We start from the raw sequence: 24,734 nt of genomic DNA, 5'->3' as shown, positions 1-24,734 counted from the left end.
CTTTTGTTGGCGGGGGACCCATCGAACGTATGCTCCACGACGCTGTCGACGATCCGGAGACGAAATCACCACGCCAACTCCGCGACGCCTACGACGACGAACTCCGTGCAGTGGTCGACGCGAGGGGTATCGAGGCCGTCGCCACCGCAGCCGACCTCCCGACCGAGACGGTCGCCGCGCTTGCGAGCGGGGAGTCGCCGACGATGACGCTGTCGGAGGCGGCGTCGATCCTCGCCAGCGAAACCGACGGCCGGGACGCCGACGGTATCGTACAGGAGGTGCGCGACTACCTGCTGATGGGGATGACGACGGGCGTCCTCGACGTCGACACCATCGCCTCGAACGTCGACCTCGACCTCTCGGGACAGGAGATTCAGCAGGCCATCGAGGGTCGCACCCGGTTGGCGCTGGACGAACTCGCCGCGATTCACAGTTACGTCGCGGGACGGAACGCCCGCTGATCGCCGTGCGCGTCGCAATCCTCGGCTGTGGCTACGTCGGTATCGAACTCGGGAGGCGACTGACCGACGCGGGCCACGAGGTGGTGGGCGTCCGCCGGTCGGCGACGGGGCTCGACGCCATCGAGGACGCCGGCTTCGAGGCCGTCCGTGCCGACGTGACCGACGGCGAGTCGCTGTCGGCCGTCCCCGACGTCGACTGGGTCGTGTACGCGGCGAGCGCCAGCGGCCGCGGTGTCGACGCGGCGCGGACGGCGTACGTAACGGGGCTTCGGACCGCAGTCGAGACGTTCTGCGGACGGGCGTCACCACCCGACCGACTCGTCTACACGTCGAGTACCGGCGTCTACGGCGACCACGACGGTGACTGGGTCGACGAGTCGACGACACCGGAGCCCGCGACCGAGCGACAGGACGTGTTGCTCGAGGCCGAACGGATCGCCCTCGACGCGTCGCCGATGGACGGCACGGTCGTCAGATTTGGGGGCCTGTACGGTCCGGACCGGTATCGGATGGACCGCTACCTCGACGGCCCGGTCACGGAGGGGTATCTCAACTCCATCCACCGCGACGACGCGGCGGGGATAGTGTCACACGTCCTGACGACCGATCGGGCGCGCGGCGAGGTCGTTCTCGGCGTCGACGACGAACCCGTCTCGAAGCACGCGTTCGCGGACTGGCTGGCCGAGGAGTGTGGCGTCGACCCGCCGGCGAAGTGGACGGTCGAGGAACGAGCGGCGGCCACGGACGACACGGTGAGTCGACGAGTTCGCGCGAACAAGCGCTGTGCCAACGACCGGCTCCACGAACTCGGCTACGCCCTCCGCTTCCCGGCAGTCTACGACGGCTTCCGGCCGGCCATCGACGCGTTCACCTCGTCCTGAGCCGTTCCGTCGGCTTCCCGAGGTCGGAATGGGAGAATACTCTTGACCCTCGACCGAGTCGGGAGGGGTATGTCGGTCGTGGCCGAGGATCTCGTCCAGCGGGCGATAGCGGTCGCGCAGTCCTACCCCGAGTTGCTTGCGGCGGCCGTCGTCAGCCTCGTCGTCCTGCTCGGTGGCGGGTACCTCCTCCACCAGTTCACGCGGCCGGCCGGCGTCCGGTTCGTGTCGTTGCTGGCGGAGTACGACGACGTTGCGGTGCTGACCCACCCGAACCCGGACCCGGACGCGATGGCAGCCGCGATGGGCGTCGCCTCGCTGGCCGAACAGGTGGGGACCGAGTCGACCATCAACTTCTCCGGACAGATCCGCCACCAGGAGAACCGCGTGTTCCGGAACGTCCTCAACCCCGAACTCACCGCCATCGAGCGGTCGGACGATATCGGTTCGGAGGCGATCGTCCTCGTCGACCACAACCTGGCACGGGGGTTCAGCGGCTCCGAAGACATCGATCCAGTAGCGGTCATCGACCACCACCCTGGCGACGGGAGTGGTGAAGCCTTCACCGACGTTCGCACGGAGTACGGGGCCTGTTCCAGCGTCATCGGGGAGTACTTCCGCGACGTCGACGCCACGCCGGTACCACCGGATAGCCACGAGAGCGAGGTAGACACGAACTACACGATCCCGTCGACGCTGTCGACGGGGCTGTTTTACGGCATCCTCACCGACACCGATCGGCTCACCGCGGGTACCGACACCGCCGACTTCGAAACCAGCGGCTACCTCTCCGACGGCGTCGACGAGAGCCTCCTCGATCGGATCGCCAACCCGCAGGTGAGCGCGGAGGTCCTCGAGATCAAGGCGAGGGCGATCCGCGAGCGCGACATTCAGGGACCGTTCGCGATCAGCGACGTGGGTGAGGTGTCGAACGTGGACGCGATTCCGCAGGCTGCGGACGAACTCATGCTGCTCGAAGGTGTCACCGCCGCCGTCGTCTGGGGCGTCCGCGACGGCGTCCTCCACCTCTCGGGGCGGTCCCGGGACGACCGGGTCCACATGGGGCGCGCCATCGAGGCCGCACTCGACGGGATCCCGGAGGCGAACGGCGGCGGGCACTCCCGGATGGGTGGCGGACAGATCCCCCTCGACGCCGACGAGTTCGTCTGGCCTGCGCGACGGAAGACACTCACCGACCGTCTGCGGCGGGCGCTCGAAGGCGACGTATGACGTGCAACGCCTTTCCCCCTCGGCGCGCGTAGTGGACGTATGGCGACCAGCAGCGCCACGTGGGGGTATCGCGACCGCTTCGGCGACGGGTTCGGTCGAACCTACTTCCGTCGGTTCGATCCGGGCGTCGTCTCGAGTGTCGGCCTCGGTACCTACCTCGGAGAGCCGACCGACGCCGTCGACGAACACTACGAGCGGGCGCTGATCGCCGGGCTCGACGGCGGCTGTAACGTCGTCGACACCGCCGCCAACTACCGCTGTGGGCGGAGCGAGCGGGTCGTCGGACGGGCCCTTGATGGGGCCGACGTCGACCGCGAGGCCGTCGTCGTGGCCACGAAAGGTGGATTCCTGCCGTTCGACGGGGAACGACCGGAGGATCCGGCGACGTACGTTCGCGAGCGATTCGTCGAGTCCGGATCCGTCGACCCCGGTGACATCGCGGCGGGCCGCCACTGCATCGCACCCGAGGCTATCGAGGCGTCGCTGGACCGATCGCTCGACGCCCTCGGCGTCGAGACGGTGGACTGTTACTACGTCCACAACCCCGAGACGCAACTCCGGGCGCGCTCCCGCGAGGCGGTGTACGACCAGTTGGAGGCGACCTTCGAGCGACTGGAGCGTCGGATCGATGCGGACGACATCGGCGGGTACGGCGTGGCGACGTGGGACGCGTTCCGTGTCCCGCCGGACGCCGACGCCCACCTGTCGCTCCCGGAGGTGGTGGCACGCGCCCGATCGGCCGCCGAAACCGTCGGCCACGGGACGACAGGGTTCGAGGCGATACAACTCCCGTTCAACGTCCTCATGGCCGACGCGTTCACGACGCCGGCCCACGCGTTCGAGGGCGAGCGCCGGTCGGCGCTGGACGTTGCCCACGCCCTCGACCTCGACGTGTTCGCGAGTGCGAGCCTCGCGGGGGGAGAGTTGGTCGACGGGATTCCGGCGGCCGTCGACGCCGAACTGCAGGGGGAGACGCCGGCTCAGCGGGCGATCAACTTCGCGCGGAGTGCCCCAGGTATCACCTGTGCGCTCGTGGGGACGAGCGACCCCGACCACGTCGCGGAGGCCGTCGCCGCGGGGACGTTCGATCCACTGGGTGCGCGGGCGTTCGACGCCGTCTTCGAGTAGTTACCGCAGGTCCTTCCACTCGCGTTCACACCCGGGGCAAATCCGAACGGAGAACACCTCGTCCGGATCGTCCTGCTTTTTCAGCACCTTCTCACAGTCGGAGCAGGTGAGCCGCTCGTAGGTGTCCTTCTGTAACTCTCCGTCACGAAGGCCCTTCCGCGTCGATTTCATGCACTCACGTTGGGTCTCCCAGTTTAAAAAACGGTCCGGCCGTCGGGTCTCCGACACCAACCACTTAGTGTCGGCGGCCGTCCCTCCGAGGACGATGACAGGACGAACCATCACGGTGACGGCGACCGGTCGAGCCGAAAGCGTCCCGGAGTTGACGACGGTCGAAGTGAAGGCGACGGGCGAGGGTGCGTCGGGAACGGTCGCTCGAGAGCAGGCCCGAGACTGCGCAGCGACGGTCAGGGCGTCGCTCCCGGTCGACGACGACCGGATCCGGACGGTCGATCGGCGCGTGAAAGAGACAAGCGACCTGTTCGGGGAGGAGACCGACGCAGCGTACTGGGCGATCGAGACGCTCCACGTGGACTGTGTCGCCGAGGCGGCAGGGGCGGTCGTCGTGGACGCGACGGACGCGGGTGGACGGATCGAGAGCGTCGACTTCGACCTCCACGAAGAGACGACCCGACACCTCGAAAACGAAGCGCTGAGCGCGGCGACGGAGCGTGCCCGGACGAAGGGCGAACACATCGCCGCCGCCGAGGGACTGACCGTCGACGAGGTGGTGTCGGTGGCCACCGTCGTCGGGGAGACGGAGACGTCGAGTTTCGTGGACGAGGGACTGGAGATGGGACCCGACGCCGACTTCGAACCGAACCCGATCGTCGTCTCGGAGACCGTCGAGGTGACGTACGGACTCGGCGACTGAACGGGCGTCGCATCCACGGGCTTTTGTCCGCGCCGTCCTCAGGGAGGTGTGATGGAGTACGTCCAGGAACGCGTGGCGACGCTCCACGACCTGACCGATCCGACGCCGCCGGCCCCGACGGACCGGTCGGCGGTCGTCGTCCCGATGACGGAGCGCGAGTACGGCGGACTGGCTCCCGACCGCGTGCTCTCGGCGCTCGAACGGGTCGATCCCGCGGAGGTGGTCGTCCCGCTCCGCGCCCCGGCCGACCGCGTCGCTCCCTTCCACGATTGGCTCACCGGATTCGACCTGTCGCTGTCGGTGCTGTGGTGCAACGGCCCTCGCCTCGAGGAACTGCTCGACGACCACGGCCTCGGCGGCGAGTTCGGCAAGGGGCGCGACGTGTGGCTGGGGCTGGGACAGACCCTCGACCGGGAGTTCGTCGCCGTCCACGACGCCGACACCAAGAGTTACACCCCGGCCGACGTGCCCCGACTCCTCTTCCCGCTCGCCCACGGCCACACGTTCTCGAAGGGGTACTACGCCCGCGTCGAGAACGAACGGCTCTACGGGCGGCTGTTTCGGTTGTTTTTCGTCCCGCTGGTACGTGCGCTCTCGACGGCATGCGAGGCACCGATCCTCCGGTATCTGGAGTCGTTTCGCTACGCGCTCGCCGGCGAGTTCGCGGCGACAACCGACCTCGTGGCGCGGCTCCGCCCCCAGCGGTCGTGGGGGCTCGAGGTCGGCACCCTCGGCGACGCCTTCGAGCACGCCGGCTTCGAGGGGAGCGCGCAGGTCGATCTGGGGACGTACGAACACGACCACCGCTCGGTGAGCGGCCCGACCGGCCTCTCGGAGATGTGCCGCCACGTCTCGTCGGCGCTGCTCCGGGTCGTCGAGGAGGCGGGCGTCGACCCCGACTACGGGACGCTCCCCGACCGCTACCGCGAAGCCGCCGAGACGCTCGTCGAGGGGTACGAACTCGACACGGCGTTCAACGGCCTGTCGTACGACCGCGCCGACGAACTCGAACAGGCGGCGGCGTACGCCGACGCCATCGAACCGCCTGGACCGGATCGCCGCCTCCCGGCGTGGCGGAACGCACCCCTGTCGCCGGCGCTGATCGCCGAGACGGCCACCGCGGATCTGGAGGCGATCCGATGATCGCCACGGAGACGGGCGACGAACTCGCGGGTGTCGTGGACCTGTTCGGCGCGCTGACCCGGGACGAACTCGAACGTGCGCTCGACGAACTCGCGTTCAAGCGGGGTGAAGCGGCCGACGACGGGGCAGTCGGCGACGCCGTCGACGCCGCGATAGACGGCTACTACCTCGTCGCGGTCGACCGCGAGGGAACGACGCTGCTCGCCCCGGGACCCGTGGCGTTCCCGAGCCTCCCCGAGGGCGCCGAAGATCTGCCACACATCCTCGACGTCCCGAACCGCGAGGTCGATCCGGGGGCGCTCGTCGATCCGGCCGAGCGTCGCCTCCGTGCCGACGCCGCGCAGGCGGCCGACGCCGGCGACGCCGACCGGATCGAACGACTCCTCGACGTGAGTTACGACCTCGAAACGTGGGGGTCGACGGACGTGAGCGACGTACGGAGCCGCCTCGACGACGCGATCGAAAACCGCAACTGAAAGGAGACCCCGAACCCTAGGAGAGGTGATTGTCGGGCCGCCGATGCCGACGCTGTCGATGGCTCCGACGCGACACGATACACGATGCGCATGAATCTGGACGCAATCAGCAGCCACACGCCCCGAACCGTCGACGACGCGGATCGAGAGGCTGCGGTCGTCGCCCCCGTCGTCGACAGGGACGGGAGCGACGCGCTCCTCTTTACCAAGCGTGCGGATCACCTCGGCGAACACGCGGGACAGATGAGTTTCCCGGGCGGTGGACGCGAACCCAGCGACACGGACCTCGAAGCGACGGCGCGCCGGGAGGCCGACGAGGAGATCGGCCTCCGGGACGACGAGATCGATGTGGTCGGGCGGTTGGACGACATCCCGACGGTCAGCGAGTACGCCGTCCGACCGTTCGTCTCGCGGATCCCCGACCGCGAGTACGTCCCCGACGAGCGCGAAGTGGCCGAAATCGCGGTGCTCCCGGTCGAGGAACTGACCGACCTCGCGAACTACGAGTCGGAGCGTCGGGACCACCCCTACTACGGCGAGGTCCGCCTCCACTTCTTCTACGTCGGCGGCTACACCGTCTGGGGAGCGACCGGGCGGATGCTGGTCCAGTTGCTCGAACTGGCGACCGACTGGGAGATGCCAGCGGAGGTCGACCGCGTCGTCGACCCGGACGCCGACTTCCCGGTGTGAGCGACAGGCCTTTGTCGCCCGACGCGTAGCACCCCGCAATGGTCGAACACACCGAGCGGGCGAGGACGAGCACGCCGGTCGCAGGGACTGGACTCGACGCCGTGGCGCTGAAGCCGACCGAGTGCGACGTGGGGCGCGGCCGCGACGTCCCCCTTCCGGCCGTAGTCGTCGACTACGAGGGTCGAGAGTACCTCCCCGACGCCGCGACGCTTCGGTCGGTCGCCACCGAGAAGACGGTTCGCGTGACGACCCCCGTCCGCGCGGACGGCTTCGATCCGCTGGGCGACGACGGCCTCCTCGACCGGATCCCGGAGAGTGTCGGACGTGTCCTCGTCGCCGGCAACCCGGCGTATCTCACCGACGCGGAGCGTAACCGGGCGGTCGCGCCGCGCCTCCGGGCCGCCCGGGAGACGACCCCGGACGCGTGGGTCGGCACCGAGGGCGTCGAACGCGTCGCACTCGCTGTCGGCGGGACACAGTTCGAACTGCTCGGGCGGTCGACGCGGCGGGACTGTCGCGCGCTCCGGGCCGCGGGCTGGGAGGGAGACCTGGCCGTCTACGCACCGACGGTCCTCACCGACGACACGGACGCGATCCTCGACGCCCTCGGTCCGTATCTGGGGCGGCGGCGACCGGTCGCGCGGGCGCTCCCCGACGATCCGATCACCTCGGCGGCCGCGAGCGGCCACACCCGCGAGGTGTTGTGCGCCGCGGCCGAGGACTTCGCGCTGACGGGGACGCCCGAGGCCGTCGGGGAACGGGTAGCGGCGCTGAAGGAGGCGGGGGCGACGACCGTCGTCGGCTACCCCGCCCGCGGCGTCGGTGACCTTCTCGGGTCGGCGTGACCGTCAGGCGTCGGTCGCCTCGTCGTCTCCGTCCTCTTCGCGAACCGTCACGTCGGTCCCCGTCGAGCGCTTGGGGACGCGGACGCGGAGCGTGCCGTTGTCGGTCAAGGTGGCGGAAGCCCCGCCGGCGGCGACGTCCGCGTCCGGCGGGAGGCGCGCGCCGCCGTCGAGGGAGAGACCACGCCCGGGGAAGCGCATCTCGAACCCGTCGTGGAAGTCGCGGAAGCGGTCGAGGCGAACCTGCACCTCGCCCTCGACGTACCGTACCTGTACGTCGCTCCGGGTGACACCCGGCGCGTCGAAGACGACGAGATAGGCGTCGTCGGACTCCAGAACGTCGTAGGGGAGCGGCTTTCGCTCCTGGACCTTGCCGACGCCACGCCCCACCCGTTCGAGGACGGCGTCGGCGACGGACTCGCCGAAGTCGCGGAACCCGGTCATAGTTCGATCTCTTCGAGGCAGTCGGTCCCGCCACAGAGCGGGCAGGAGAGGTCGTCGACCGAGTGGTCGTCCGCGATGTCGTAGGTGTAGTGGTTCTCGAACATGTCTAGTTCGCAGTCGGCGCTAGTACACTCGAGTTCCTTCGTGGCGGGCATACCTCCGGGTAGTGCCGCGACGGTCATAAGTGGCGTGGGGACGTGCGACCGGCGTCGCCGATGCCGGCGTCGGGCACGCACGGATACGGTTTTACGCCTCGGCCGCCAACGACGTCACATGACCGACCCCGCCGACCTCGCGGTCACGATCGTCGACGGCTACGTCGACGAACCCGCACACTTCGGGGTCCCGCCGTACGTCTCGACGTATCCGCGCTTCACCGCCGGCGCACTCGTCGACGCTGGCGTGCCCGCCGACGGAATCACCTACCACACGATCGACGAACTCCGCGACGACCGGTCGAAGTGGGCCGACGTGGCCGACGCCGACCTCCTGATCTACCTCGGTGGCATGACCGTCCCCGGGAAGTACGTCGGCGGGACGCCGGCCGAACCCGACGAAGTGCGGGAACTCGCCTGGACCGCCGACGGGACCACGCTGATGGGCGGGCCCGTCCGCTTCGGCGTCGGCGACGAGAACGCCGGCGGCCAGGAGATGGAGCGCAAGGACCTCGACTACGACTTCGTCGCCAAGGGCGACGTCGAGGCGGCGGCCCACGACCTCGTGGCCAGCGGACTGGAGGGCTTTGGCGACCGTATGCGCGACAACGACGACCTGGACCGCTGGGCCGCGAAGGGGGCGTTCGTCGTCGAGGACCACCCCAACCATCCCGACTACCTGATCGCGGAACTGGAGACGTCGCGTGGCTGTGCCTACCGGTGCTCGTTCTGTACCGAGCCGCTGTACGGCGATCCGGGCTTCCGGTCGGCGGCGTCGGTCGTCCGCGAGGTCGAGGCCCTCTACGACCGGGGAGTCCGCCACTTCCGCCTCGGCCGGCAGGCCGACATCCTCGCGTTCGGCGGCGACGGCGAGGCTCCGGATCCCGACGCACTCCGACGACTCTACGCCGGCATCCGGGAGGTCGCCCCCGAGTTGGAGACGCTCCACCTCGACAACATGAACCCGGTCACCATCGTCGACTACCCGGAGCGCTCCCGCGAGGCCATCCGGATCATCGCCGAGCACAACACCGCGGGCGACACCGCGGCCTTTGGCCTCGAATCCGCCGACCCCGTCGTGCAGGAGGAGAACAACCTGCTCGTGACGGCCGACGAGTGTCTGGAGGCCGTGCGCGTCGTCAACGAGGTGGCCGGGTGGCGACCGGGCGACGACCCCGCCGACGCGCCGACCCACGGCGACGCCGCCGCGGATCGCCTCCCGAAACTCCTCCCCGGGATCAACCTCGTCCACGGCCTGCAGGGTGAGCGCCGCGAGACGTTCGACCACAACAAGCGGTTCCTGAAGCGGGTGTACGACGAGGGACTGATGCTCCGCCGGATCAACATCCGGCAGGTGATGGCCTTCGCGGGCACGGAGATGAGCGACACCGGGGCCGACATCGCCCGCGACCACAAGGACCTGTTCGCGGAGTACAAGCGGGAGGTCCGCGAGGAGGTCGACCGCCCGATGCTCCGCCGGGTCGTTCCGGCGGGGACCGTCCTTCCGGACGTCCACCTCGAGTACCACCAGGACGGCAAGACGTTCGGCCGGCAACTGGGAACGTACCCCCTGCTCGTCGGACTTCCGGGGGAGCGCGAACTCGGCACGACCGTCGACGTCGCGGTGGTCGATCACGGCTACCGGTCGGTGACGGGCGTTCCATACCCGCTGGATCTGAACGCCGCGTCGATGGACGAACTGCGGATGCTACCGGGCGTCGGCCGGTCGACCGCGGGCGACATCGTGGTGGGTCGCCCCTACGGCTCCCTGTCGGAGGTCGACCTCGACGCCGACCTCTCGAAGTTCGCGACGCTCGGCTCGGTCGGTGCGGCCGACTAGACGACGTACTCGGAGAGGGAAACGGCGTACCACTCGGCCTCGTAGTCGGCGTAGTCGACCCGGTCGGGAGCGTCGGTCGCGGAGCCGTCCGCCGTCCTCGTCCGCTCCAGTTCGCGACCGAGCGTGACCTGCAGGTCGGCGTATGCGTCGGAGTAGGGCGCACACTCGTCGTAGCCGTCGTCGATGGCCGCCTCGACGATGTCGCGTTGTTCGGCCGAGAGGTCGCTGGGATCGAGGTGGATCCCGGACCGATCGAGGACGATATCGGCGAAATCGGCGGCCGACCCGGAGACTTCGGTCAGTTCGATCCGGTGGGTCTCGACCGTCTTCGGTCGGGGGTCGCCGAGGTCGAACCGGAAGTCACGCCCGCCGATCCGGAGGGCCTCGTACGGCGGGTCGGCGACGAGTTCCGAGCGGGATTCGGCGTCGCCGTCCGGGTAGACGAGCGTCCCGCCGATACTGACCGAACGGGCGCGGTCGAACCGCTCGATCTCCCGGGGACCGGGGAAGCCAAGCGCCACGTACAGCGCGGTCCGGTCGACTGCAGGCAGGTCGTCGAACACGACGCGGCGATCGGTCGGCACGTCCTCGGCCCTCTCGGTGTCGAGCGAGAGGGCGTAGCCGGTCCGTTCGACGGTCGAAACGAGGTCGGTCGTGACGGCGTAGTACGTCCCGGCGTCGACGAGGTGGTCGACGCCGGAGAGCGGGGCCGAGGTCGCCCACAGCGTCGCAACCTCGCCACGCCGGGCGGCAGAGACGGCGTCGTGTTCCGGCGGCGAGAGGGCGGCGACCGGGTCGCTCTCGCGGTCGGCCACCTCGGCCGCCGTCACCGACTCCAGGCGCAAGTTCGCACCGCGCTGGCAGTCGCTTCCGAAGCCGGTGTCGAGACAGCCCGCGGTCACGGTCAGACCGGTCACGCAGACCGAGAGGAGGGCACGGCGGTGCATACGGCCGGAATCACGCGGCCGCTCGAAAGAATCTTGTGGGTCTCAGAGGTCCTCGTCGATGATCTCGCCGACGGCGAAGTTGGACTTGACTTCCGTCACTTCGATCTTGACGCGTTCGCCGATCTCCGCACCGGGGACGATGATGACGTAGCCGCGCTCGACGCGGGCGATGCCGTCACCCTGTTTTCCGATGTCCTCGATTTCGACGTACCGGACCTCGCCGACTTCGACCGGGGGCTGGGGATCCGAGGTCGGCGTCTCGGCGGCGGAGTCCTCGTCCTCGGTCGGCTCGCGGTCCGCGGAGATGAGCGCGACCCGATAGGTCTCGCCGGGGTCGACGCCACCGGTGTCTATCTCGCGCTGTGGCACGTCGATCACGTACGTTCCGTCTTCTTCCCGCACACGCTCGCTGAACAGACACAGCAGTTTATCCGAAATTTCCACAGTGTAAACCTCCATCTCGACCTGTGGCGGAAGGAGTAAAGTTGTATCGCCGTCAGCGCGGCGTTCCGTCGGGGCGTTTCGGTCCCTCCGAGTCGTAGACGACCACCTCGCCCGCGTCGGCGTCGGCGGGGTCGTAGTTGTCGCGGACGCCAACCGCCTCCGTCAGTTCGCGGATCGCCCGCTCTTTGAGCGCCCGAGCCATCGCCTCGGCGTCGGCCCGCGAGATGTCCCGGCCGAGTCCCTCGCACTCGTGAGCGCGGACCAGCCCCGCCTCGTCAACGGCCTCGCCCATCGGCTGACTCGTCCCGCCGAGAGCGACGCTGAACGGATAGGTCTCACAGAGCAGCGGCCGGTGGTCGTGGACGGTACAGGCCCCCTCGCCGTCCGTTTCCTCGTAGAACGTGCAGTCACCACAGGCGCCGGTCGCCAGGGCCCACTCGAACGTCTCCCCCTCCGGTCCGTCCGGGCCCTCGCGAAGCCCGTAGGGCATCGGTCGCGCCACGTCCCGCCAGTCGCGGTCGGTCGCGTCCTGTAACGCTCGCACCTCGTCGGGGAACACCGTCGCCGTGTGGGGATCGTCGACCTCCGACTTACAGCAGGCACCACACCGCGTACACTCGAAGCCGATCGACTCGATGGCGTCGGCGAGGTCGCTCACGTCGAGGTCGCGCGCACGTTCGAGTTCGCCCTCCAGCGACTCCATACCCCCGCTGGGCGACCGAGACGCAAAACCCCGTCGCCGACGGACTACCGCGGTTCGACCCGTCCGGTCTCCCGATCGACGCGGATCCGCCCCTCGACGGCGAGTTTGTCGAGGTGGGCGCTCACCGTCCCGCGAGCGAGGTCACGAACGCCGGAGAGGTCGCGGTCGTAGGCCGCCTCGACGACGGCGTCGACGTCGACAGCCCCCCGATCGACCGCGCGGACGATCCGGCGCTCACGCTCGCGGCGGTGGGCCAGCAGTCGACACACGGTCGCCCGCGGGTCGTCGATCACCTGGCCGTGGCCGGGGTAGAGGCGCGGCGGATCGCGGGCGTACAGCCGTCGGAGCGCGACGAGATACGCCCGGAGGTCGCCCTCGGGTGCGGCGACGGCGACGCTCCCAGTCGCGACCGCGAGGTCGCCCGAGAGGATCCCGGCGTCGGCCTCGAAGGCGACGTGGTCGGGCGCGTGGCCCGGGGTGTCGAGGACGGTCAGTCCGACGACGACGTCGCCCTCGGCGAACGTTCTCTCCGGGTGACGACCGGTCGCGGCCGCGAACCGTTCCTCGCGGCCGCGGCGCGCCCACAGCGTCGCCCCCGTCTCGTCGGCGTAGGCCGCGACGCCGTCGACGTGGTCCGGGTGGGCGTGTGTCACCGCGACGTGGGACACCCCGCGGTCCGCGACGGCGGCGTCGAGGGCGTCGGTCCGGCCGGCCGGGTCGACGAGGACCGGTTCGGCCCCATCGACGAGGTACGCGTTGGTGTGGCCGTCGGGGGCGGTCGTGTCGGTCGGAACCCGGAACCGCTCGATCACTTCTCGATGATGCTCTCCTCGACCGCCTCGCCGAAGTGGCGGGCCACGTCCTCGTAGTAGACCAGTACCTCGTCGCCGGCCTCCAGATCCGTGACCGCGGTCCGACCCTCCCGGGTGTGGATCTTGATCGTCTCGGCGTTCTGGAGGAGCGTCTCGATGCGGTCGACGCCCTCCTCGGCCTCGACTTCGGCCTGCACCCGAAACATCGGCCGCTTCTCGATCTTGACCCGGCCGACGACGACCTCCCGGGTGTCACCGTCGGTATCGACCACCTGCACCTCGTCCCCGCTCGCGAGTTCGGAGAGATACTGCGTGCCGCCGCCGGGCGACCGAGCGTACGCGTGGACCGCGCCGGCGTTCACCCGGAAGGGTCGCGAGGCGACGTACGGCGACTCGGCGGTCTCCGCGTGGACGAAAAAGAGCCCCCGCGACATCGACCCGACGAGCATCCCCTCGTCGCCCTCCATCAGCGATCCGGTGTCGACACAGACCCGATCGGCCATACCCGTGCGCTCGACCGCGGTCACCTCGGCGTACTGTAACTCGAGGTGTTCGCGGTCGGCGGCGTCGCGAACCTCGCAGGTCGCCCGGATCTCGTCGGGGGAGTCGGCGTCCAGCAACACGCCGTCGGCACCGATCTCCAGCGTCTCGAAGGCAGTTTGGGCCTCCTCGGCGGTGGTGACACCCGCAATCAGGTCCGTCTCCGACCCGATGCGGGCGATGAGGTTCTCCAGCGGGATGATCGTCCAGTCCTCGGCGACGACGATGGTGTACTCGGCTTCGTCGGCCGCGGCCTCGGCGAAGCCCTCGTACTCCTCGTCGAAGATGCGAACGTAGGCTCCCTGCGGGGCGTCGCCGTCCCGGCGGAGCGTCGAGAGGTCGGCCGACCCGGAGAAGTCGGGCGGGAGGTCGACCGTGCCGTCACCCTCGCCGTTCTTGCCGACGACGTACGCGTCGGCCGTCGTCCCCTCGGGTTCGGCGTCCTCGACGAGGTCGGCGTCGGCCCGGAAGGCCGCCACGTTCACGTCGCCGAGGTCACGCACCCGCGCCACGTCCGTCTCGTCGACGAGCACCCAGTCGACGCCGGCCTCCAGTCCGGCGACGATGCGCTCTTTCCGTCGCTCCCAGTCGCCGACGTCGCCGTCGGCCTTCAGCCACACGCTCCGTGTCATTGTCTACACCTCGACGGGACGTGGCTTCAACGTGGCGGATGGACTCATACGGATTATTGTAACTGTTTACCGGTGAGCCGCCAAGGCGATCCGGCGACTCACCGGTACTGACTTACGATAATCCGTATCACGCTTCGAGCAGGCCGCCCCGCCGGAGCGCCTCGTCGACGCCCGCGTCGTCGTGGATGACCGCGGCGATTGCGCGGGTAATCGCACCGGGGTCGTCGTGTTGGAAGATCGACCGACCCATCGAGACGCCGGCAGCCCCACCGTCCATCGCGCCGCGGACCATCTCGACGGTCTGGCGATCCGTCCCACGGCTGCCACCGGCGATGACGACCGGCAGGCGGGTGCCGGCACAGACGGGTCCGAAACTGTCGCCGTCGCCGCTGTATCCCGTCTTGACCACGTCCGCACCGAGTTCCTCGGCGAGGCGGACGGCGTGGGCGAGCGCTTCGGGGTCGTCCTCGGCGATATCTGGGCCCCGCGCGTACGCCATCGCCAGCGTCGGCAGCCCCAACTCCGTCGCGCGCTCGGTCACGCGGGCGAGGTCGGTCATCTGGTTCGGTTCGTACTCGGAGCCGACGTTGATGTGGAAGGAGACGGCGTCGGCACCGGCCCGGAGCGCCGCCTCGACGCTGCCGGTCTCGCGCTTGTCGGCCTCGTCCGGGCCGATGTTCGTCGAGCCGTTGAGGTGGACGATAAAGCCCGAGCCGTTCTTGTTGTCGTGGACGCGGGGTGCGATTCCCTTCTGCGTGAGGACGGCGTCCGCGCCGCCGTCGGTGACGGCGTCGATGGTCGATTCGATATCGACCAACCCCTTCACCGGGCCCATGGTGACGCCGTGGTCCATGGGGACGATGAGGTAGCGGTCGTCCGTCGAGATGCGGCGGAGGCGCGCGCGTGTTCCCGTGTTCATCAGTATGTGTTACCCTGTACCAGTGGTGCTTATGTACGTTCCGGATGCGGTCGTCCGTCCGCCGTCGACGCCCCGCGGAGGGCCCCCTCCTTGAGTTCGCGGGCCTTGCCCTCCAGTTTACTCGCCACCGTCACGGCCGGATCGTCGCGCTCGGCGCCCTGTGCGACGATGTCGACGAGCGCCGACCCGACGATGACGCCGTCGGCCCCGGCCTCGATCACCCGCTGGGCGTGGTCACCCGTCGAGATGCCGAACCCGACCGCCTTGGGCACGTCCCAGTCGGCGATGCGCGCGAGGCTCTCCTCGGTCTGATCCGAGACGGAGGTTCGCGCCCCGGTCGTCCCGAGACGCGCCTGGACGTAGACGTAGCCCGACACCTGCGACATGATACGCTCCAGTCGGTCGCCGCGGGTCGTCGGCGCGACGATGAAGACGAGTTCACAGCCGTACTCGTCGCAGGCCTCCCGGAGCGGGCCGGCCTCCTCCGCCGGCAGGTCGGGGACGACGAACCCGTCGATACCCACCGCGGCGGCACGACGGACGAACGCCTCGGGGCCCCGCTCGCCGTCCTCGCCGAACTGCGCGATCAGATTGTAGTAGGTCATGCAGACGAGCGGGACGTCGACGTCGAGGTCCGCGACGAACTCGAAGAACCGCGTGGGAGTCATCCCCGCTTCGAGAGAGCGCACGATGGCGCTCTGGATCGTCGGCCCCTCCGCGATGGGTTCCGAGAAGGGGAGGCCGAGTTCGATCACGTCCGCACCGCCGCGTTCGAGGGCTTCGACGTACGCGAGCGACGACTCGTAGTCGGGGTCCCCGGCCGCGAGGTAAGGGATAAAGGCCGGGCCGTCGGCGAACGCCTCGGAGATGGAGCTCACTGGAACCCCCCCGTCGCGGCGAACGTCTCGATGTCCGGCGCGCCCTCGATGTCGCGGTCGTGGGTCTCCTCCAGAACCGTCTCGAGGTCCTTGTCGCCGCGTCCGGAGATGTTGAGCAGGATCACGTCGCCGAGGGCGTCGTGGTTGTCTTCCAGGTAGCCCAGCGCGTGGGCCGACTCCAAGGCGGGGATGATCCCCTCCAACTGCGAGAGTCGGTGGAAGCCTTCGAGCGCGCCGTCGTCGTCGACGTTGACGGCGGTGACGCGCTCCCGATCCACGAGGTCGGCGAGTTCGGGGCCGACACCCGCGTAGTCCAGCCCCGCCGAGACGCTGTGTGACTCCATGATCTGGCCGTCCCGATCCTGCAGGACGCGGGTCCGCGAACCGTGGAGGACGCCGTCGGTCCCGGTCGAGAGCGTCGCCGAGTTGGGGGCGATCCCCTCCTTCTCGTCGACCTCCAAACTGCTCCCGCCGGCCTCGACGGCGTAGAGGTCGACCCCCTCGTCGTCGACGAACTCCGCGAACAGCCCCATCGTGTTCGACCCGCCGCCGGCACACGTCAGGACCGAGTCGGGGAGGCGACCGGCCTTCTCGCGGACCTGTTCGCGTGCCTCCTCCGAGATGACGCGCTGGAAGTCACGCACCATCGCCGGGAAGGGGTGAGGACCGACGACCGAGCCGATGACGTAGTGGGTGTCCTCGACGTTCTCGGCCCAGTCCCGCATCGTCTCGCTGATGGCCTCCTTCAGCGTTCCGCGGCCGACCGTCACGGGCGTGACGTCGGCCCCGTTGAGGCGCATCCGGAAGACGTTGGGACGCTGGCGGTTGATGTCGCGCCGACCCATGTACACCTCGCAGGGCATCCCGAGGTGAGCACACGCCATGGCCGTCGCGGTACCGTGCTGGCCGGCCCCCGTCTCGGCGATGATTCGCTCCTTGTCCATGTACTTCGCCAGCAACACCTGGCCGAGCGCGTTGTTCAACTTGTGTGCGCCGCCGTGGAGGAGGTCCTCGCGCTTGAGGTAGACGTCGGTGTCGTAGCGCTCCGAGAGCCGATCGGCACGCTGGAGGGGCGTCGGTCGCCCGCCGAAGTCGGCCAGTCGCCCCCGGAACTCGTCCATGAAGCCGTCCTCGTTGTCGAGGACGTACCGCTCGTACGCGTCTTCCAGTTCCTCGATGGCGGGCATCAGCGCCTCGGGAACGTACTGTCCACCGTACTCGCCGAACTTGCCTGTGTGAGAACTCATTGCTGTGTGGTGAGTCGCCGCACGTTCGCCGTCACGTCGCCGTCCATGATCGCACTGCCGATCAGCAGGGCGTCCGCCCCCGCCGACCGCATCCGTTCCACGTCGTCGACCGAGCCGATCCCGCTCTCGGCGATCAGCGTCACGTCCTCGGGCACGCCCGGCGCGAGCGACTCGAAGGTCTCGAGGTCGACCTCGAGTCGAGCCAGATCCCGGTTGTTGACGCCGATCAGGTCCGCGCCGGCCGCGACCGCACGGTCGAGTTCCTCGCGTGTGTGGACCTCGACGAGGGGCTGGAACCCCCGGTCCTCGGCGGCCGAGAGGAGTTCGTCGAGATCGTCGACGAACCGCGCGATCAACAGGATCAGATCCGACGCCACGACGTCGAGTTGGGACTCCGTCAAAATAAAGTCCTTGCGAAGCACTGGCACGTCGACGGCCGCCCGGACGCGGGTCAACGCGCCGGCCGACCCGCCGAAGTGGTCGGGTTCGGTCAGCACCGAAATCGCCGACGCACCGCCGTCGGCCATCGCCCGCGCGAGGTCGACCGGGTCGTCGTCACGGCGCCCCTCGGTCGTGGGGCTCGTCGGCTTCACCTCCGCGATAACCGGCACCCGCCCGTCCGCTTCGGCCTCGGCGACCGCCACCGGAAACGACCGGGCGTCGACCGACACGCGCTCCGTCCCGCCGGAGCGGTCGCGCGCGGCCGCCAGGATCGAGCGGACCGCTGGGTTCAAGTCTTCCTCATTAGCGCCCATCATTGTACACTAACGGACTTATCTGCACATAAGGCTTGCGTCCCACTTTTGCGTCGACCGATCCATTCGCCACCATGGAGGGCATCCACGCCCACGAGTCACCGACGCTGGGGCGGGCGGTCCAGCTCGGCGTCGCCGGCGGGCGCGTCATCAGCGTCTCCTTTCCCGAGACACCACCGGCCGACGCCGACCCCGATCACCCGCTCTTGGATCGCATCTTCGACTACCTCGACGGCGACGACGACCACTTCGACGACGTGACGGTGGCGCTCACCGTCCCGACGGAGCAACGGGAGGTGCTGGAGGCCGTCCGGACGGTCCCGTACGGCGAGACGATCGGGGTGGCGCGGCTGGCGCGACTCGCCGGCCTCGACGACGACGAGGAGTCGGACCTCGAGGCCGTCCGGACCGCGCTCCGGTCGAATCCCACGCCGCTGTTCGTCCCCGATCACCGGATCACCGGCCCGGGCGCCACCCCGCCCGACGTCGCCGAGCGACTGCGCGCCCTCGAAGCCTAAGCCCACTCGTTGACCGCGAACTCCAGGGCGTTCACGAGGTAGTGGGCGACGACGACGGTCACCAGACTCCCGGTGAGGACGAACGCCGCGGCGAGGACGAACCCGAGGAGGCCGGTGACGGTGACGCCGACCCGTCCCTGTGCGCCGTGGCCGAGGGCGAACGCGACCGACGACAGAGCGGCGAGCAGCCACGGCGAGACGTCGAACCCCGCCGCGAAGACGCCGACCAACACGCCCCGAAAGAGGAGTTCCTCGAACCCCGCGACCAGCGGAAGGACGACGGCGAACAGCACGGCCCACCCGAGCGCCGAGTCGGGAGCCATCGCACGGCGGAGCGTGGCCGAGTCGCCGAGGCCGAAGCGCTCGCCGACCCGGGAACCGACCGTGTTGGCGGCGTGGAGGGCCACGCCGAGACCGAGGCCGACCCCGAGCGACGCGGGGGAGACGGCGTCGCCCCCGAGACCGAACGCCGAGGCGGGGATCGACGCGTACCACGCTCCCACGATCAGTACGGTGGCGAAAAACCCCTGCGAGACGGCGACGTTGGCGAACAACATCCCGGCGGAAGGGAGCGTCGGTGGCGTCGCCGGCCGCCGCACCGTCGGGGCGTCGGTCGGCGCCGTCGGGCCGACGCGGTCGGTGAGCGTCGTCGGATAGTCGGGAGTGTCGACGACGCCGGTCGAAGCGCGCGCGAGAAGGAGGAGTCCGGCGAGGACGACGCCGACGAAGCCGGCGAAGGCCGTCCACTCCGGCACTGGCACGACTACTGCGGGCTGGGACTGCTCGGGCCCTGGTTGACGCTCTGCTTGTCGAGCGCCGATCCGGTGATGTCCTTGAGTCGGTCGACCAGCGAGTCCTTCTCGGGTTCGCCTTCGAGCGCCACGTCGAGAACCTCGCTGATGTGGCTGACGGGGATGATCTCGACCATCTCCTCGTACTCGTCTTCGATCATCACGTCCTGCAGGTTGGCCTCGGGGATGATGATCCGGTCCATGCCGGTCTTGGCGGCGGCCTCGATCTTGTGCGTGACGCCGCCGACGGGGAGGACGTCACCGCGGACCGAGAGCGATCCGGTCATCGCCAGCGACTGGTCGACGCCGACGCCTTCCAGGGCGCTGATGACCGCCGTAGCGACGGTGATGGAGGCGGAGTCGCCGTCGACGCCGCCCTCACCCGCCTGTACGAACTGGATGTGGATGTCCTTCTGGGTGATGTCCTCGTCGGAGAACTTCTTGATGATGGCCGAGACGTTCGACACCGCTTCTTGAGCCATCTCCTTCAGTTGGCCGGTGGCGATGACCTCGCCCGGTCCCTGAGAGGGTGTCACTTCCGCCATCACCGGGAGGACGATACCGGAGTCCTCGCCCATGACGGCCAGTCCGTTGACGCGGCCGACGACGAACCCCTCGTTGACCTGGAGTTCGTAGTCCTTGCGCCGCTGGATGTAGTCGTCCGCGAGTTGCTGTTCGATGCTCCGGGAGCGACCCTTCGCCTGCAGGATGTGGTCCCGGGTGGTGTAGTCGGCGTCCTCGGCGCGAGCGATGTCGCCCGCGACGCGGACCAGTCCGCCGAGGTTCCGCATTTTAAGCGTCAGGTGGTCCTTCCGGCCGGCGCGGCGGCGCGCCTCGAGGATGACCTCGCCGATGGCGTCGTCGGTGAAGTGGGGGAGGCGGCCGTCCTTCTCGACTTCCTGGGCGATGAAGCGGGCGTACTTCCGGCGCATGTCCGGCGTGTCCTCGATGGTGTCGTCCATGTAGACCTCGTAGCCGTACCCCTTGATGCGCGAGCGGAGCGCGGGGTGCATGTTCTCCATCGCGTCGAGGTTCCCCGCGGCGATCATGACGAAGTCACAGGGGACGGGTTCGGTCTGGACCATCGCGCCCGAGGAGCGCTCGGACTGGCCCGTGATGCCGAACTCGCCTTCCTGGATCGCGGTCATGAGATGCTGCTGGGAGCGGACGTCGAGCGTGTTGATCTCGTCAACGAACAGCACGCCCTTGTTGGCCTTGTGGATGGCACCGGGTTCGACGCGGTCGTGGCTCGGCGTCTCCATGCCGCCGGACTGGAAGGGGTCGTGGCGGACGTCGCCCAGGAGCGCGCCCGCGTGAGCACCGGTGGCGTCCTCGAACGGCGCGGTCTGCTGTTCGGCGGTGTTGACGATGAGGTTCGGAATCATCGCGTCCGAGCCACGGGAGCCGTAGCGAAACGCGAGGTAGATGATCCCGGCCGCGAGGATGCCCAGCAGAATGTTCCCGGCGATGATCAGGGAGTAGCCGAGCACGATGGCGATGATGATCCACATCAAGAAAGAGCGCATCTGGTTTCGCTTGCGCGCCTCCTCCTTGTGGGCCTCGACGATCTGATCGCCCTTGCCCGAGGGGACCGTCCGCACTTTCGGCTCGTTGCCGTCGTCGGGGTTGTGGTAGACGAGAACGTCCTGCAGTTCCTCCTTGGGGAGGAGTTCGCTCATCGCCTTCGCGAGCATCGACTTGCCCGTCCCGGGCGAGCCGATCATCATGACGTGGCGGCGCTGCTTGGCCGCCTTCATCACCACGTCGCGGGCGTGTTCCTGCCCGATCACCTGATCGACGAGGCGGTCGGGTACTTCGATCTCGGCCGTCGAGTCGATCCGAAGGCCGCCGAGGAGGTCGTCCTCGGCGTCCTCGTCGATCTCGGCGTCGATTTCGACGTCGCTCCCGAGGTCGTCGATGGACCGCTCCTCGTCCGACTCGTCGTCCGAATCCGGACCGGACGGGGTGGGAACCTCGTCACCCCACTCGTCGATCCCGTCCGGATCGTCGGCGGGCGGGTCGTCGACCCGCTCGGTGCCGTTACCGGCTTCCCCAGGGATCTCCGATTCCCTGTCGTCGCCGGACTGTGGGCCCTCGCTGTCACCGGACTGTGTCCGGTTGCCAGAGGAGCGTTGCTCCTCGCTGTCGTCGGCCTCCGGCCGACTGTCCGAGGAACTGCGTTCCTCGCCATCGGCGAGACGCTCGTCCGTGTTCGTGTCGTCGTTCATAGAACGGTATCGTTGCTCTGACTGAAGGGTGCGCAACTGATATACTTTCTCCCCACGCAGCGTTCCGTCGAGCCAGCAGTATGGGAGTTTGAGGCGGTTCTATCGTCGTAATTCGGTGGGGAGTCCGACTCGTCGATTTTATAAATGCGCGCACGTACGTCGACACTGAGACCATGCGGGGGTTCTACATCGGCCGGTTCCAGCCGTATCACGACGGCCACCACCAGATGGTCGAGGAGATCGTCACCGAAGTGGACGAACTCGTCCTCGGCATCGGGAGTGCCGGCCACTCCCACTCCAGACGCAACCCGTTCACCGCCGGCGAACGCGTGATGATGGTGACGAAGGCCGTCGCCGAGTTCGACCTCACGACGTACGTCGTGCCGATCGAGGATCTCGACCGGAACTCCGTCTGGGTGAGCCACGTCCGGAGCATGTCCCCCGCCTTCGACGTGGCGTACTCCAACAACCCGCTCGTCATCCAGTTGTTCGAGGAGGCGGACGTGGAAGTCCGCCAGTCGCCCATGTACAACCGCGACGTGCTCGAAGGATCGGAACTCCGCGATCGGATGATCGACGGCGGCGAGTGGCGACATCTCGTCCCCGAACCGGTCGTGGGCGTCATCGAGGAGGTCGGTGGCATCGAGCGAATCCAGCGCGTGAGCGAGACCGACACCAACGGATGATCACTCTCGCCTCCGATTTCGGCTCGCCGTACCCGGCCGCGATGAAGGGCGTCGTGCTGCGCCGGAGCGATGCCCGTCTCGTGGACGTGAGCCACGACCTCCCCCGCGGGGGGATCCGCGAGTCGGCGTTCTGGCTCCGCGAGGTCTGGCCCACGTTCCCACCGGCGACCCACCTCGCGGTCGTCGATCCCGGCGTCGGCACCGACCGAGACGTCCTCGTCGGGACGGCGGCCGGCCACGCGTTCGTCGGGCCGGACAACGGCCTCCTGTGCCCCGCGGCGCGGCGGGTCGCGGGCGACGACGGGGCGATCGACTGGTTCCACGCCGACCCCGGCGACCCCGCCTCGACCACCTTCCACGGCCGAGACGTGTTCGCGCCGCTCGCGGCGGCGGTCCACGACGCGGTCGAAGCCGGCGACCCGGACACACTCGACGCCCTCGACCGCCTGACTCCGGCCGATCCGAGTGTCGACCTCCGGTTGCCCGAGGCACGCGTCGACGGCGACAGGGCGACGGGGGAGGTGCTCGCAGTCGACGACTTCGGCAACGTCGTCACGAACGTTCCCGGGACGGTCCTCGACGGCCGCGGGACGGTCCGGGTCGACGGCGACCGGGTGCCCGTCGGGGAGACGTTCGCGGCCGTCCGCCCCGGCGAGGCACTCGTCACCGTCGGGAGCCACGGCTACGTCGAGTGTGACGTCAACGACGGCCGCGGCGACGAACGGTTCGGACTCGACGTCGGCGACGCCGTGTGCCTCGGCCTCGATATCGAGTGAGTGTCGCGACCACGTCGGTCAGCGCCAGTCGTAGCGCGTGACCGCCCGGTCCGCACGGTCGGAGACACCGTGGGGGTTGTGTGCGGGTGATCGATCCCGTAGCCTGGCGGCCGCGCCGTCGACGGCCCCGCGGACGACGCCCCCGACGACGGCCCGCCCGGTCGCGAACCACTCGGTTAGGTCGAGGTCACCGCGAATCACCTCGCGCCCGGCGGCGACGGCGTCCCGGACCGCGCGCCGGGCTGTCCCGGTGGCCGCCGGCCGCACCCCGTAGTTTTTCACCAGTCGGTAGGCGAGCGATCGGAACTCGCCGCCGCGGTCGTCGATGGCGACGCCGCCGTCGGCGGAGTACTCCTGTCGCACCCCCATCTCGGAGCGCCAGGCGACGCCGTAGCCGAGGCCGGCGAGGCGGTGTGCGGCGTCGCGGCCGCCGCCGGTCTCCAAGTACTCGTCGAAGCCGTCGAGGGCGTCGAGTACCGGTCGCCGAAAGACCACGTTGCCGCCGTTGAAGTAGGTTACCTCCCGGGAGCCGACCGTCCGCCGTTCGGACTCCTCGGTCGTCATACCGCCGTCGAGCGTGCGGTGGGTGGGGCCAGTGACGACCGACGCCTCCGCCAACCCGTCCTCCACGCCGTCGAGCCACGACGGTTCGACGACGAGGTCGTAGCGGAGGATCGCCACCGCGTCCCCGGTCGCGGCTTCCAGTCCGGCGTTGCGTGCGACGGTCCCCGTCCGAGCCGACACCTCGACCAGTACGTCCACGTCGTCGCGGTCACGAAGCATCCCGGTAGTGCCGTCGGTGGACGGCCCGTTGACGACGACGACCTCCGCGTCCGGGACGTGCACGGCCAGCGCGTCGAGGCTGGCGGCGAGCCGGTCCCGACCGTTGAGGGTCGGTATCACTACCGAGAGGTCCATACCCGAACAACCGACTCCGTCACCATAACGATTCCCACTCGACAGTTCCCTATCCGCGTCTCAGACCTCCGCACACCAGTACGACACGGAGGCGAGGGCGTCACCCAGTGGCGTCCCACCGACCGTGGTGTCGGCGTTCCGGAACGCCCCCGCCAGTCGGTTGGGGATCTTGCGGTAGAACCCGTAGGGGAGGACGAAATCGTGGCCGGCGTCGGTGAGCGTCAGTCCCGCTCCGTCGATGAGGCGTTCGACCTCCGCCCGGCCGTAGAGCCGGGACCCCATCGGGAGCAGCCAGTTGTAGAGGACGCGCGTACTCCGATCGTTGAACGTATCGAAGAAGACCTGTCCTTTCGAGACGCGGGACATCTCCGCGAGGAACTTCGCCGGCGTGTCCGCGAGGTGGAAAAAGCGCATCGCGAACACGGTGTCGAAGTGGTCGTCGGGGAAGGGGAGTCGGGCGGCGTCGCCACGGAGGAACTCGATGTGGTCGCGGACACCGGCGGAGCGGGCCTTCTCGCGACCCTGCGACAGCATCGCCGAGGAGATGTCCAGTCCGACGATGTCGGCCCCGCGTTCCGCCAGCATGACGGTGAACCGCCCGGTCCCACAGGCAATCTCGAGGACGTCGCAGTCCTCGACGGGGTTCAGAGCTTCGAGGACGGCCCGTTTCTCCCGGCGGTCGATGAGACGCCCACCACGCGAAAACCGCTTGGCGTCGTACTCCTGGGCGACCTCGTCGGCCTGATACCACTCCTCTCCTTTCACGCTACGTGCCTCTC

29 protein-coding genes are annotated in these 24,734 nt (G+C 69.0%); 13 read left to right on the top strand and 16 right to left on the bottom strand.

Translation table 11 applies throughout. From position 1 onward, the window contains the following. The first annotated feature begins 29 nt into the window (after positions 1–29). From NBT81_RS05670 to NBT81_RS05655, 4 genes are all read left to right on the top strand, one after another. On the top strand, positions 30–461 hold the full coding sequence (locus NBT81_RS05670) for a DUF5791 family protein (RefSeq protein WP_338741707.1): 432 nt from the start codon (positions 30–32) through the stop codon (positions 459–461). 5 nt (positions 462–466) lie between these two features. Beyond that, positions 467–1,342, top strand: coding sequence for an SDR family oxidoreductase (locus tag NBT81_RS05665; protein ID WP_338741706.1), 876 nt, complete (start codon positions 467–469; stop codon positions 1,340–1,342). A gap of 69 nt (positions 1,343–1,411) precedes the next feature. After that, positions 1,412–2,569, top strand: a complete 1,158-nt coding sequence (locus NBT81_RS05660; RefSeq protein WP_338741705.1) for a DHH family phosphoesterase — start codon at positions 1,412–1,414, stop codon at positions 2,567–2,569. A 39-nt stretch (positions 2,570–2,608) separates the two neighbouring features. Beyond that, positions 2,609–3,697, top strand: coding sequence for an aldo/keto reductase (locus NBT81_RS05655; RefSeq protein ID WP_338741704.1), 1,089 nt, complete (start codon positions 2,609–2,611; stop codon positions 3,695–3,697). Here NBT81_RS05655 and NBT81_RS05650 read toward each other — a convergent pair whose 3' ends face one another. Then, the gene (locus NBT81_RS05650) at positions 3,698–3,868 is read right to left on the bottom strand and encodes an HVO_0758 family zinc finger protein (RefSeq protein WP_338741703.1); all 171 of its coding nucleotides are present in this window, start codon (positions 3,866–3,868) and stop codon (positions 3,698–3,700) included. It abuts the gene before it with no gap. A gap of 94 nt (positions 3,869–3,962) precedes the next feature. Here NBT81_RS05650 and NBT81_RS05645 point away from each other — a divergent pair, with 94 nt between their 5' ends. From NBT81_RS05645 to NBT81_RS05625, 5 genes are all read left to right on the top strand, one after another. Further along, positions 3,963–4,571, top strand: a complete 609-nt coding sequence (locus NBT81_RS05645) for an SIMPL domain-containing protein (RefSeq protein ID WP_338741702.1) — start codon at positions 3,963–3,965, stop codon at positions 4,569–4,571. Positions 4,572–4,622: 51 nt separating this feature from the next. Next, on the top strand, positions 4,623–5,714 hold the full coding sequence (locus tag NBT81_RS05640) for a glycosyl transferase family 2 (protein ID WP_338741700.1): 1,092 nt from the start codon (positions 4,623–4,625) through the stop codon (positions 5,712–5,714). Further along, entirely contained in the window at positions 5,714–6,190 is a 477-nt protein-coding gene (locus tag NBT81_RS05635) for a DUF7109 family protein (RefSeq protein ID WP_338742506.1), read from the top strand. The genes NBT81_RS05640 and NBT81_RS05635 overlap by 1 nt, the downstream gene beginning before the upstream one ends. Positions 6,191–6,280: 90 nt before the next feature. Beyond that, a complete protein-coding gene (locus NBT81_RS05630; RefSeq protein WP_338742504.1) occupies positions 6,281–6,880 on the top strand; it encodes a CoA pyrophosphatase in 600 nt (199 codons plus the stop codon). Positions 6,881–6,918: 38 nt separating this feature from the next. Continuing rightward, entirely contained in the window at positions 6,919–7,725 is an 807-nt protein-coding gene (locus NBT81_RS05625; protein WP_338741698.1) for a DUF7388 family protein, read from the top strand. A gap of 3 nt (positions 7,726–7,728) precedes the next feature. On the opposite strand, the gene NBT81_RS05620 is transcribed toward NBT81_RS05625, so the two are convergent. Beyond that, positions 7,729–8,166 (bottom strand): Hsp20/alpha crystallin family protein, encoded by a 438-nt coding sequence (locus NBT81_RS05620; protein ID WP_338741697.1) that lies wholly within the window; start codon positions 8,164–8,166, stop codon positions 7,729–7,731. Continuing rightward, a complete protein-coding gene (locus NBT81_RS05615) occupies positions 8,163–8,321 on the bottom strand; it encodes a DUF7559 family protein (protein ID WP_338741696.1) in 159 nt (52 codons plus the stop codon). The genes NBT81_RS05620 and NBT81_RS05615 overlap by 4 nt, the downstream gene beginning before the upstream one ends. A 118-nt stretch (positions 8,322–8,439) precedes the next feature. On the opposite strand from NBT81_RS05615, the gene NBT81_RS05610 reads away from it, so the two are divergent. Then, positions 8,440–10,161 carry a radical SAM protein gene (locus NBT81_RS05610; protein ID WP_338741695.1) on the top strand — a complete coding sequence of 574 codons (1,722 nt, stop codon included), beginning with the start codon at positions 8,440–8,442 and terminating at the stop codon, positions 10,159–10,161. Here NBT81_RS05610 and NBT81_RS05605 read toward each other — a convergent pair. From NBT81_RS05605 to trpC, 9 genes are all read right to left on the bottom strand, one after another. After that, on the bottom strand, positions 10,158–11,108 hold the full coding sequence (locus NBT81_RS05605; protein ID WP_338741694.1) for a hypothetical protein: 951 nt from the start codon (positions 11,106–11,108) through the stop codon (positions 10,158–10,160). The two genes, NBT81_RS05610 and NBT81_RS05605, sit on opposite strands and share 4 nt — an antisense overlap. A 42-nt stretch (positions 11,109–11,150) precedes the next feature. Further along, entirely contained in the window at positions 11,151–11,552 is a 402-nt protein-coding gene (locus tag NBT81_RS05600; protein WP_338741693.1) for a TRAM domain-containing protein, read from the bottom strand. Between the two features lie 52 nt (positions 11,553–11,604). Beyond that, the gene (locus NBT81_RS05595) at positions 11,605–12,255 is read right to left on the bottom strand and encodes a YkgJ family cysteine cluster protein (protein WP_338741692.1); all 651 of its coding nucleotides are present in this window, start codon (positions 12,253–12,255) and stop codon (positions 11,605–11,607) included. A gap of 44 nt (positions 12,256–12,299) precedes the next feature. Continuing rightward, positions 12,300–13,067, bottom strand: coding sequence for an MBL fold metallo-hydrolase (locus NBT81_RS05590; protein WP_338741691.1), 768 nt, complete (start codon positions 13,065–13,067; stop codon positions 12,300–12,302). Beyond that, positions 13,064–14,239, bottom strand: coding sequence for a 3-dehydroquinate synthase II (locus NBT81_RS05585; RefSeq protein WP_338741689.1), 1,176 nt, complete (start codon positions 14,237–14,239; stop codon positions 13,064–13,066). The genes NBT81_RS05590 and NBT81_RS05585 overlap by 4 nt, the downstream gene beginning before the upstream one ends. A 127-nt stretch (positions 14,240–14,366) precedes the next feature. After that, a complete protein-coding gene (locus tag NBT81_RS05580; protein WP_338741687.1) occupies positions 14,367–15,158 on the bottom strand; it encodes a 2-amino-3,7-dideoxy-D-threo-hept-6-ulosonate synthase in 792 nt (263 codons plus the stop codon). Between the two features lie 29 nt (positions 15,159–15,187). Further along, complete coding sequence (trpA, locus tag NBT81_RS05575; protein WP_338741686.1) at positions 15,188–16,036, bottom strand: tryptophan synthase subunit alpha; 849 nt, start codon at positions 16,034–16,036, stop codon at positions 15,188–15,190. Then, positions 16,033–17,283 carry a tryptophan synthase subunit beta gene (gene trpB, locus NBT81_RS05570; RefSeq protein WP_338741685.1) on the bottom strand — a complete coding sequence of 417 codons (1,251 nt, stop codon included), beginning with the start codon at positions 17,281–17,283 and terminating at the stop codon, positions 16,033–16,035. The genes trpA and trpB overlap by 4 nt, the downstream gene beginning before the upstream one ends. Next, positions 17,280–18,038, bottom strand: coding sequence for an indole-3-glycerol phosphate synthase (gene trpC, locus NBT81_RS05565; protein ID WP_338742502.1), 759 nt, complete (start codon positions 18,036–18,038; stop codon positions 17,280–17,282). The genes trpB and trpC overlap by 4 nt, the downstream gene beginning before the upstream one ends. A gap of 74 nt (positions 18,039–18,112) precedes the next feature. On the opposite strand from trpC, the gene NBT81_RS05560 reads away from it, so the two are divergent. Then, on the top strand, positions 18,113–18,556 hold the full coding sequence (locus NBT81_RS05560; RefSeq protein WP_338741683.1) for an MGMT family protein: 444 nt from the start codon (positions 18,113–18,115) through the stop codon (positions 18,554–18,556). Here the strand turns inward: NBT81_RS05560 and NBT81_RS05555 are convergent. After that, positions 18,553–19,311 carry a CPBP family intramembrane glutamic endopeptidase gene (locus NBT81_RS05555; RefSeq protein ID WP_338741681.1) on the bottom strand — a complete coding sequence of 253 codons (759 nt, stop codon included), beginning with the start codon at positions 19,309–19,311 and terminating at the stop codon, positions 18,553–18,555. The two genes, NBT81_RS05560 and NBT81_RS05555, sit on opposite strands and share 4 nt — an antisense overlap. 8 nt (positions 19,312–19,319) lie before the next feature. Beyond that, on the bottom strand, positions 19,320–21,575 hold the full coding sequence (gene lonB, locus NBT81_RS05550) for an ATP-dependent protease LonB (protein ID WP_338741680.1): 2,256 nt from the start codon (positions 21,573–21,575) through the stop codon (positions 19,320–19,322). A 173-nt stretch (positions 21,576–21,748) separates the two neighbouring features. Here lonB and NBT81_RS05545 point away from each other — a divergent pair, with 173 nt between their 5' ends. Continuing rightward, a complete protein-coding gene (locus NBT81_RS05545) occupies positions 21,749–22,261 on the top strand; it encodes a nicotinamide-nucleotide adenylyltransferase (RefSeq protein ID WP_338741679.1) in 513 nt (170 codons plus the stop codon). Further along, entirely contained in the window at positions 22,258–23,037 is a 780-nt protein-coding gene (locus NBT81_RS05540) for an SAM hydrolase/SAM-dependent halogenase family protein (protein ID WP_338741678.1), read from the top strand. Before NBT81_RS05545 ends, NBT81_RS05540 begins: the two co-directional genes overlap by 4 nt. An 18-nt stretch (positions 23,038–23,055) precedes the next feature. Here NBT81_RS05540 and NBT81_RS05535 read toward each other — a convergent pair whose 3' ends face one another. Both NBT81_RS05535 and NBT81_RS05530 read right to left on the bottom strand, forming a co-directional pair. Further along, positions 23,056–23,955, bottom strand: a complete 900-nt coding sequence (locus tag NBT81_RS05535; RefSeq protein WP_338741676.1) for a glycosyltransferase family A protein — start codon at positions 23,953–23,955, stop codon at positions 23,056–23,058. Between the two features lie 60 nt (positions 23,956–24,015). Next, positions 24,016–24,720 (bottom strand): class I SAM-dependent methyltransferase, encoded by a 705-nt coding sequence (locus NBT81_RS05530; protein ID WP_338741674.1) that lies wholly within the window; start codon positions 24,718–24,720, stop codon positions 24,016–24,018. Positions 24,721–24,734 lie beyond the last annotated feature (14 nt).

This window comes from Haloplanus sp. CK5-1 (assembly GCF_037201915.1).
GTDB classification, from domain to species: domain Archaea; phylum Halobacteriota; class Halobacteria; order Halobacteriales; family Haloferacaceae; genus Haloplanus; species Haloplanus salilacus.
The sequence above is the reverse complement of the archived record's forward strand: the minus strand, read 5'-3'. Positions and strand labels throughout refer to the sequence as shown.

Coding starts and splice junctions, on each gene's coding strand:
- NBT81_RS05655 (WP_338741704.1), top strand. CDS start 2,609: ATGGCGACCAGCAGCGCCACGTGGGGGTATCGCGACCGCTTCGGCGAC.
- NBT81_RS05535 (WP_338741676.1), bottom strand. CDS start 23,955: ATGGACCTCTCGGTAGTGATACCGACCCTCAACGGTCGGGACCGGCTC.
- lonB (WP_338741680.1), bottom strand. CDS start 21,575: ATGAACGACGACACGAACACGGACGAGCGTCTCGCCGATGGCGAGGAA.
- trpB (WP_338741685.1), bottom strand. CDS start 17,283: ATGAGTTCTCACACAGGCAAGTTCGGCGAGTACGGTGGACAGTACGTT.
- NBT81_RS05605 (WP_338741694.1), bottom strand. CDS start 11,108: ATGCACCGCCGTGCCCTCCTCTCGGTCTGCGTGACCGGTCTGACCGTG.
- NBT81_RS05640 (WP_338741700.1), top strand. CDS start 4,623: ATGGAGTACGTCCAGGAACGCGTGGCGACGCTCCACGACCTGACCGAT.
- NBT81_RS05560 (WP_338741683.1), top strand. CDS start 18,113: ATGGAGGGCATCCACGCCCACGAGTCACCGACGCTGGGGCGGGCGGTC.
- NBT81_RS05585 (WP_338741689.1), bottom strand. CDS start 14,239: ATGACACGGAGCGTGTGGCTGAAGGCCGACGGCGACGTCGGCGACTGG.
- NBT81_RS05615 (WP_338741696.1), bottom strand. CDS start 8,321: ATGCCCGCCACGAAGGAACTCGAGTGTACTAGCGCCGACTGCGAACTA.
- NBT81_RS05630 (WP_338742504.1), top strand. CDS start 6,281: ATGAATCTGGACGCAATCAGCAGCCACACGCCCCGAACCGTCGACGAC.
- NBT81_RS05610 (WP_338741695.1), top strand. CDS start 8,440: ATGACCGACCCCGCCGACCTCGCGGTCACGATCGTCGACGGCTACGTC.
- NBT81_RS05650 (WP_338741703.1), bottom strand. CDS start 3,868: ATGAAATCGACGCGGAAGGGCCTTCGTGACGGAGAGTTACAGAAGGAC.
- NBT81_RS05595 (WP_338741692.1), bottom strand. CDS start 12,255: ATGGAGTCGCTGGAGGGCGAACTCGAACGTGCGCGCGACCTCGACGTG.
- trpC (WP_338742502.1), bottom strand. CDS start 18,038: ATGGGCGCTAATGAGGAAGACTTGAACCCAGCGGTCCGCTCGATCCTG.
- NBT81_RS05645 (WP_338741702.1), top strand. CDS start 3,963: ATGACAGGACGAACCATCACGGTGACGGCGACCGGTCGAGCCGAAAGC.
- NBT81_RS05580 (WP_338741687.1), bottom strand. CDS start 15,158: ATGAACACGGGAACACGCGCGCGCCTCCGCCGCATCTCGACGGACGAC.
- NBT81_RS05545 (WP_338741679.1), top strand. CDS start 21,749: ATGCGGGGGTTCTACATCGGCCGGTTCCAGCCGTATCACGACGGCCAC.
- NBT81_RS05620 (WP_338741697.1), bottom strand. CDS start 8,166: ATGACCGGGTTCCGCGACTTCGGCGAGTCCGTCGCCGACGCCGTCCTC.
- NBT81_RS05625 (WP_338741698.1), top strand. CDS start 6,919: ATGGTCGAACACACCGAGCGGGCGAGGACGAGCACGCCGGTCGCAGGG.
- NBT81_RS05660 (WP_338741705.1), top strand. CDS start 1,412: ATGTCGGTCGTGGCCGAGGATCTCGTCCAGCGGGCGATAGCGGTCGCG.
- NBT81_RS05540 (WP_338741678.1), top strand. CDS start 22,258: ATGATCACTCTCGCCTCCGATTTCGGCTCGCCGTACCCGGCCGCGATG.
- NBT81_RS05670 (WP_338741707.1), top strand. CDS start 30: ATGCTCCACGACGCTGTCGACGATCCGGAGACGAAATCACCACGCCAA.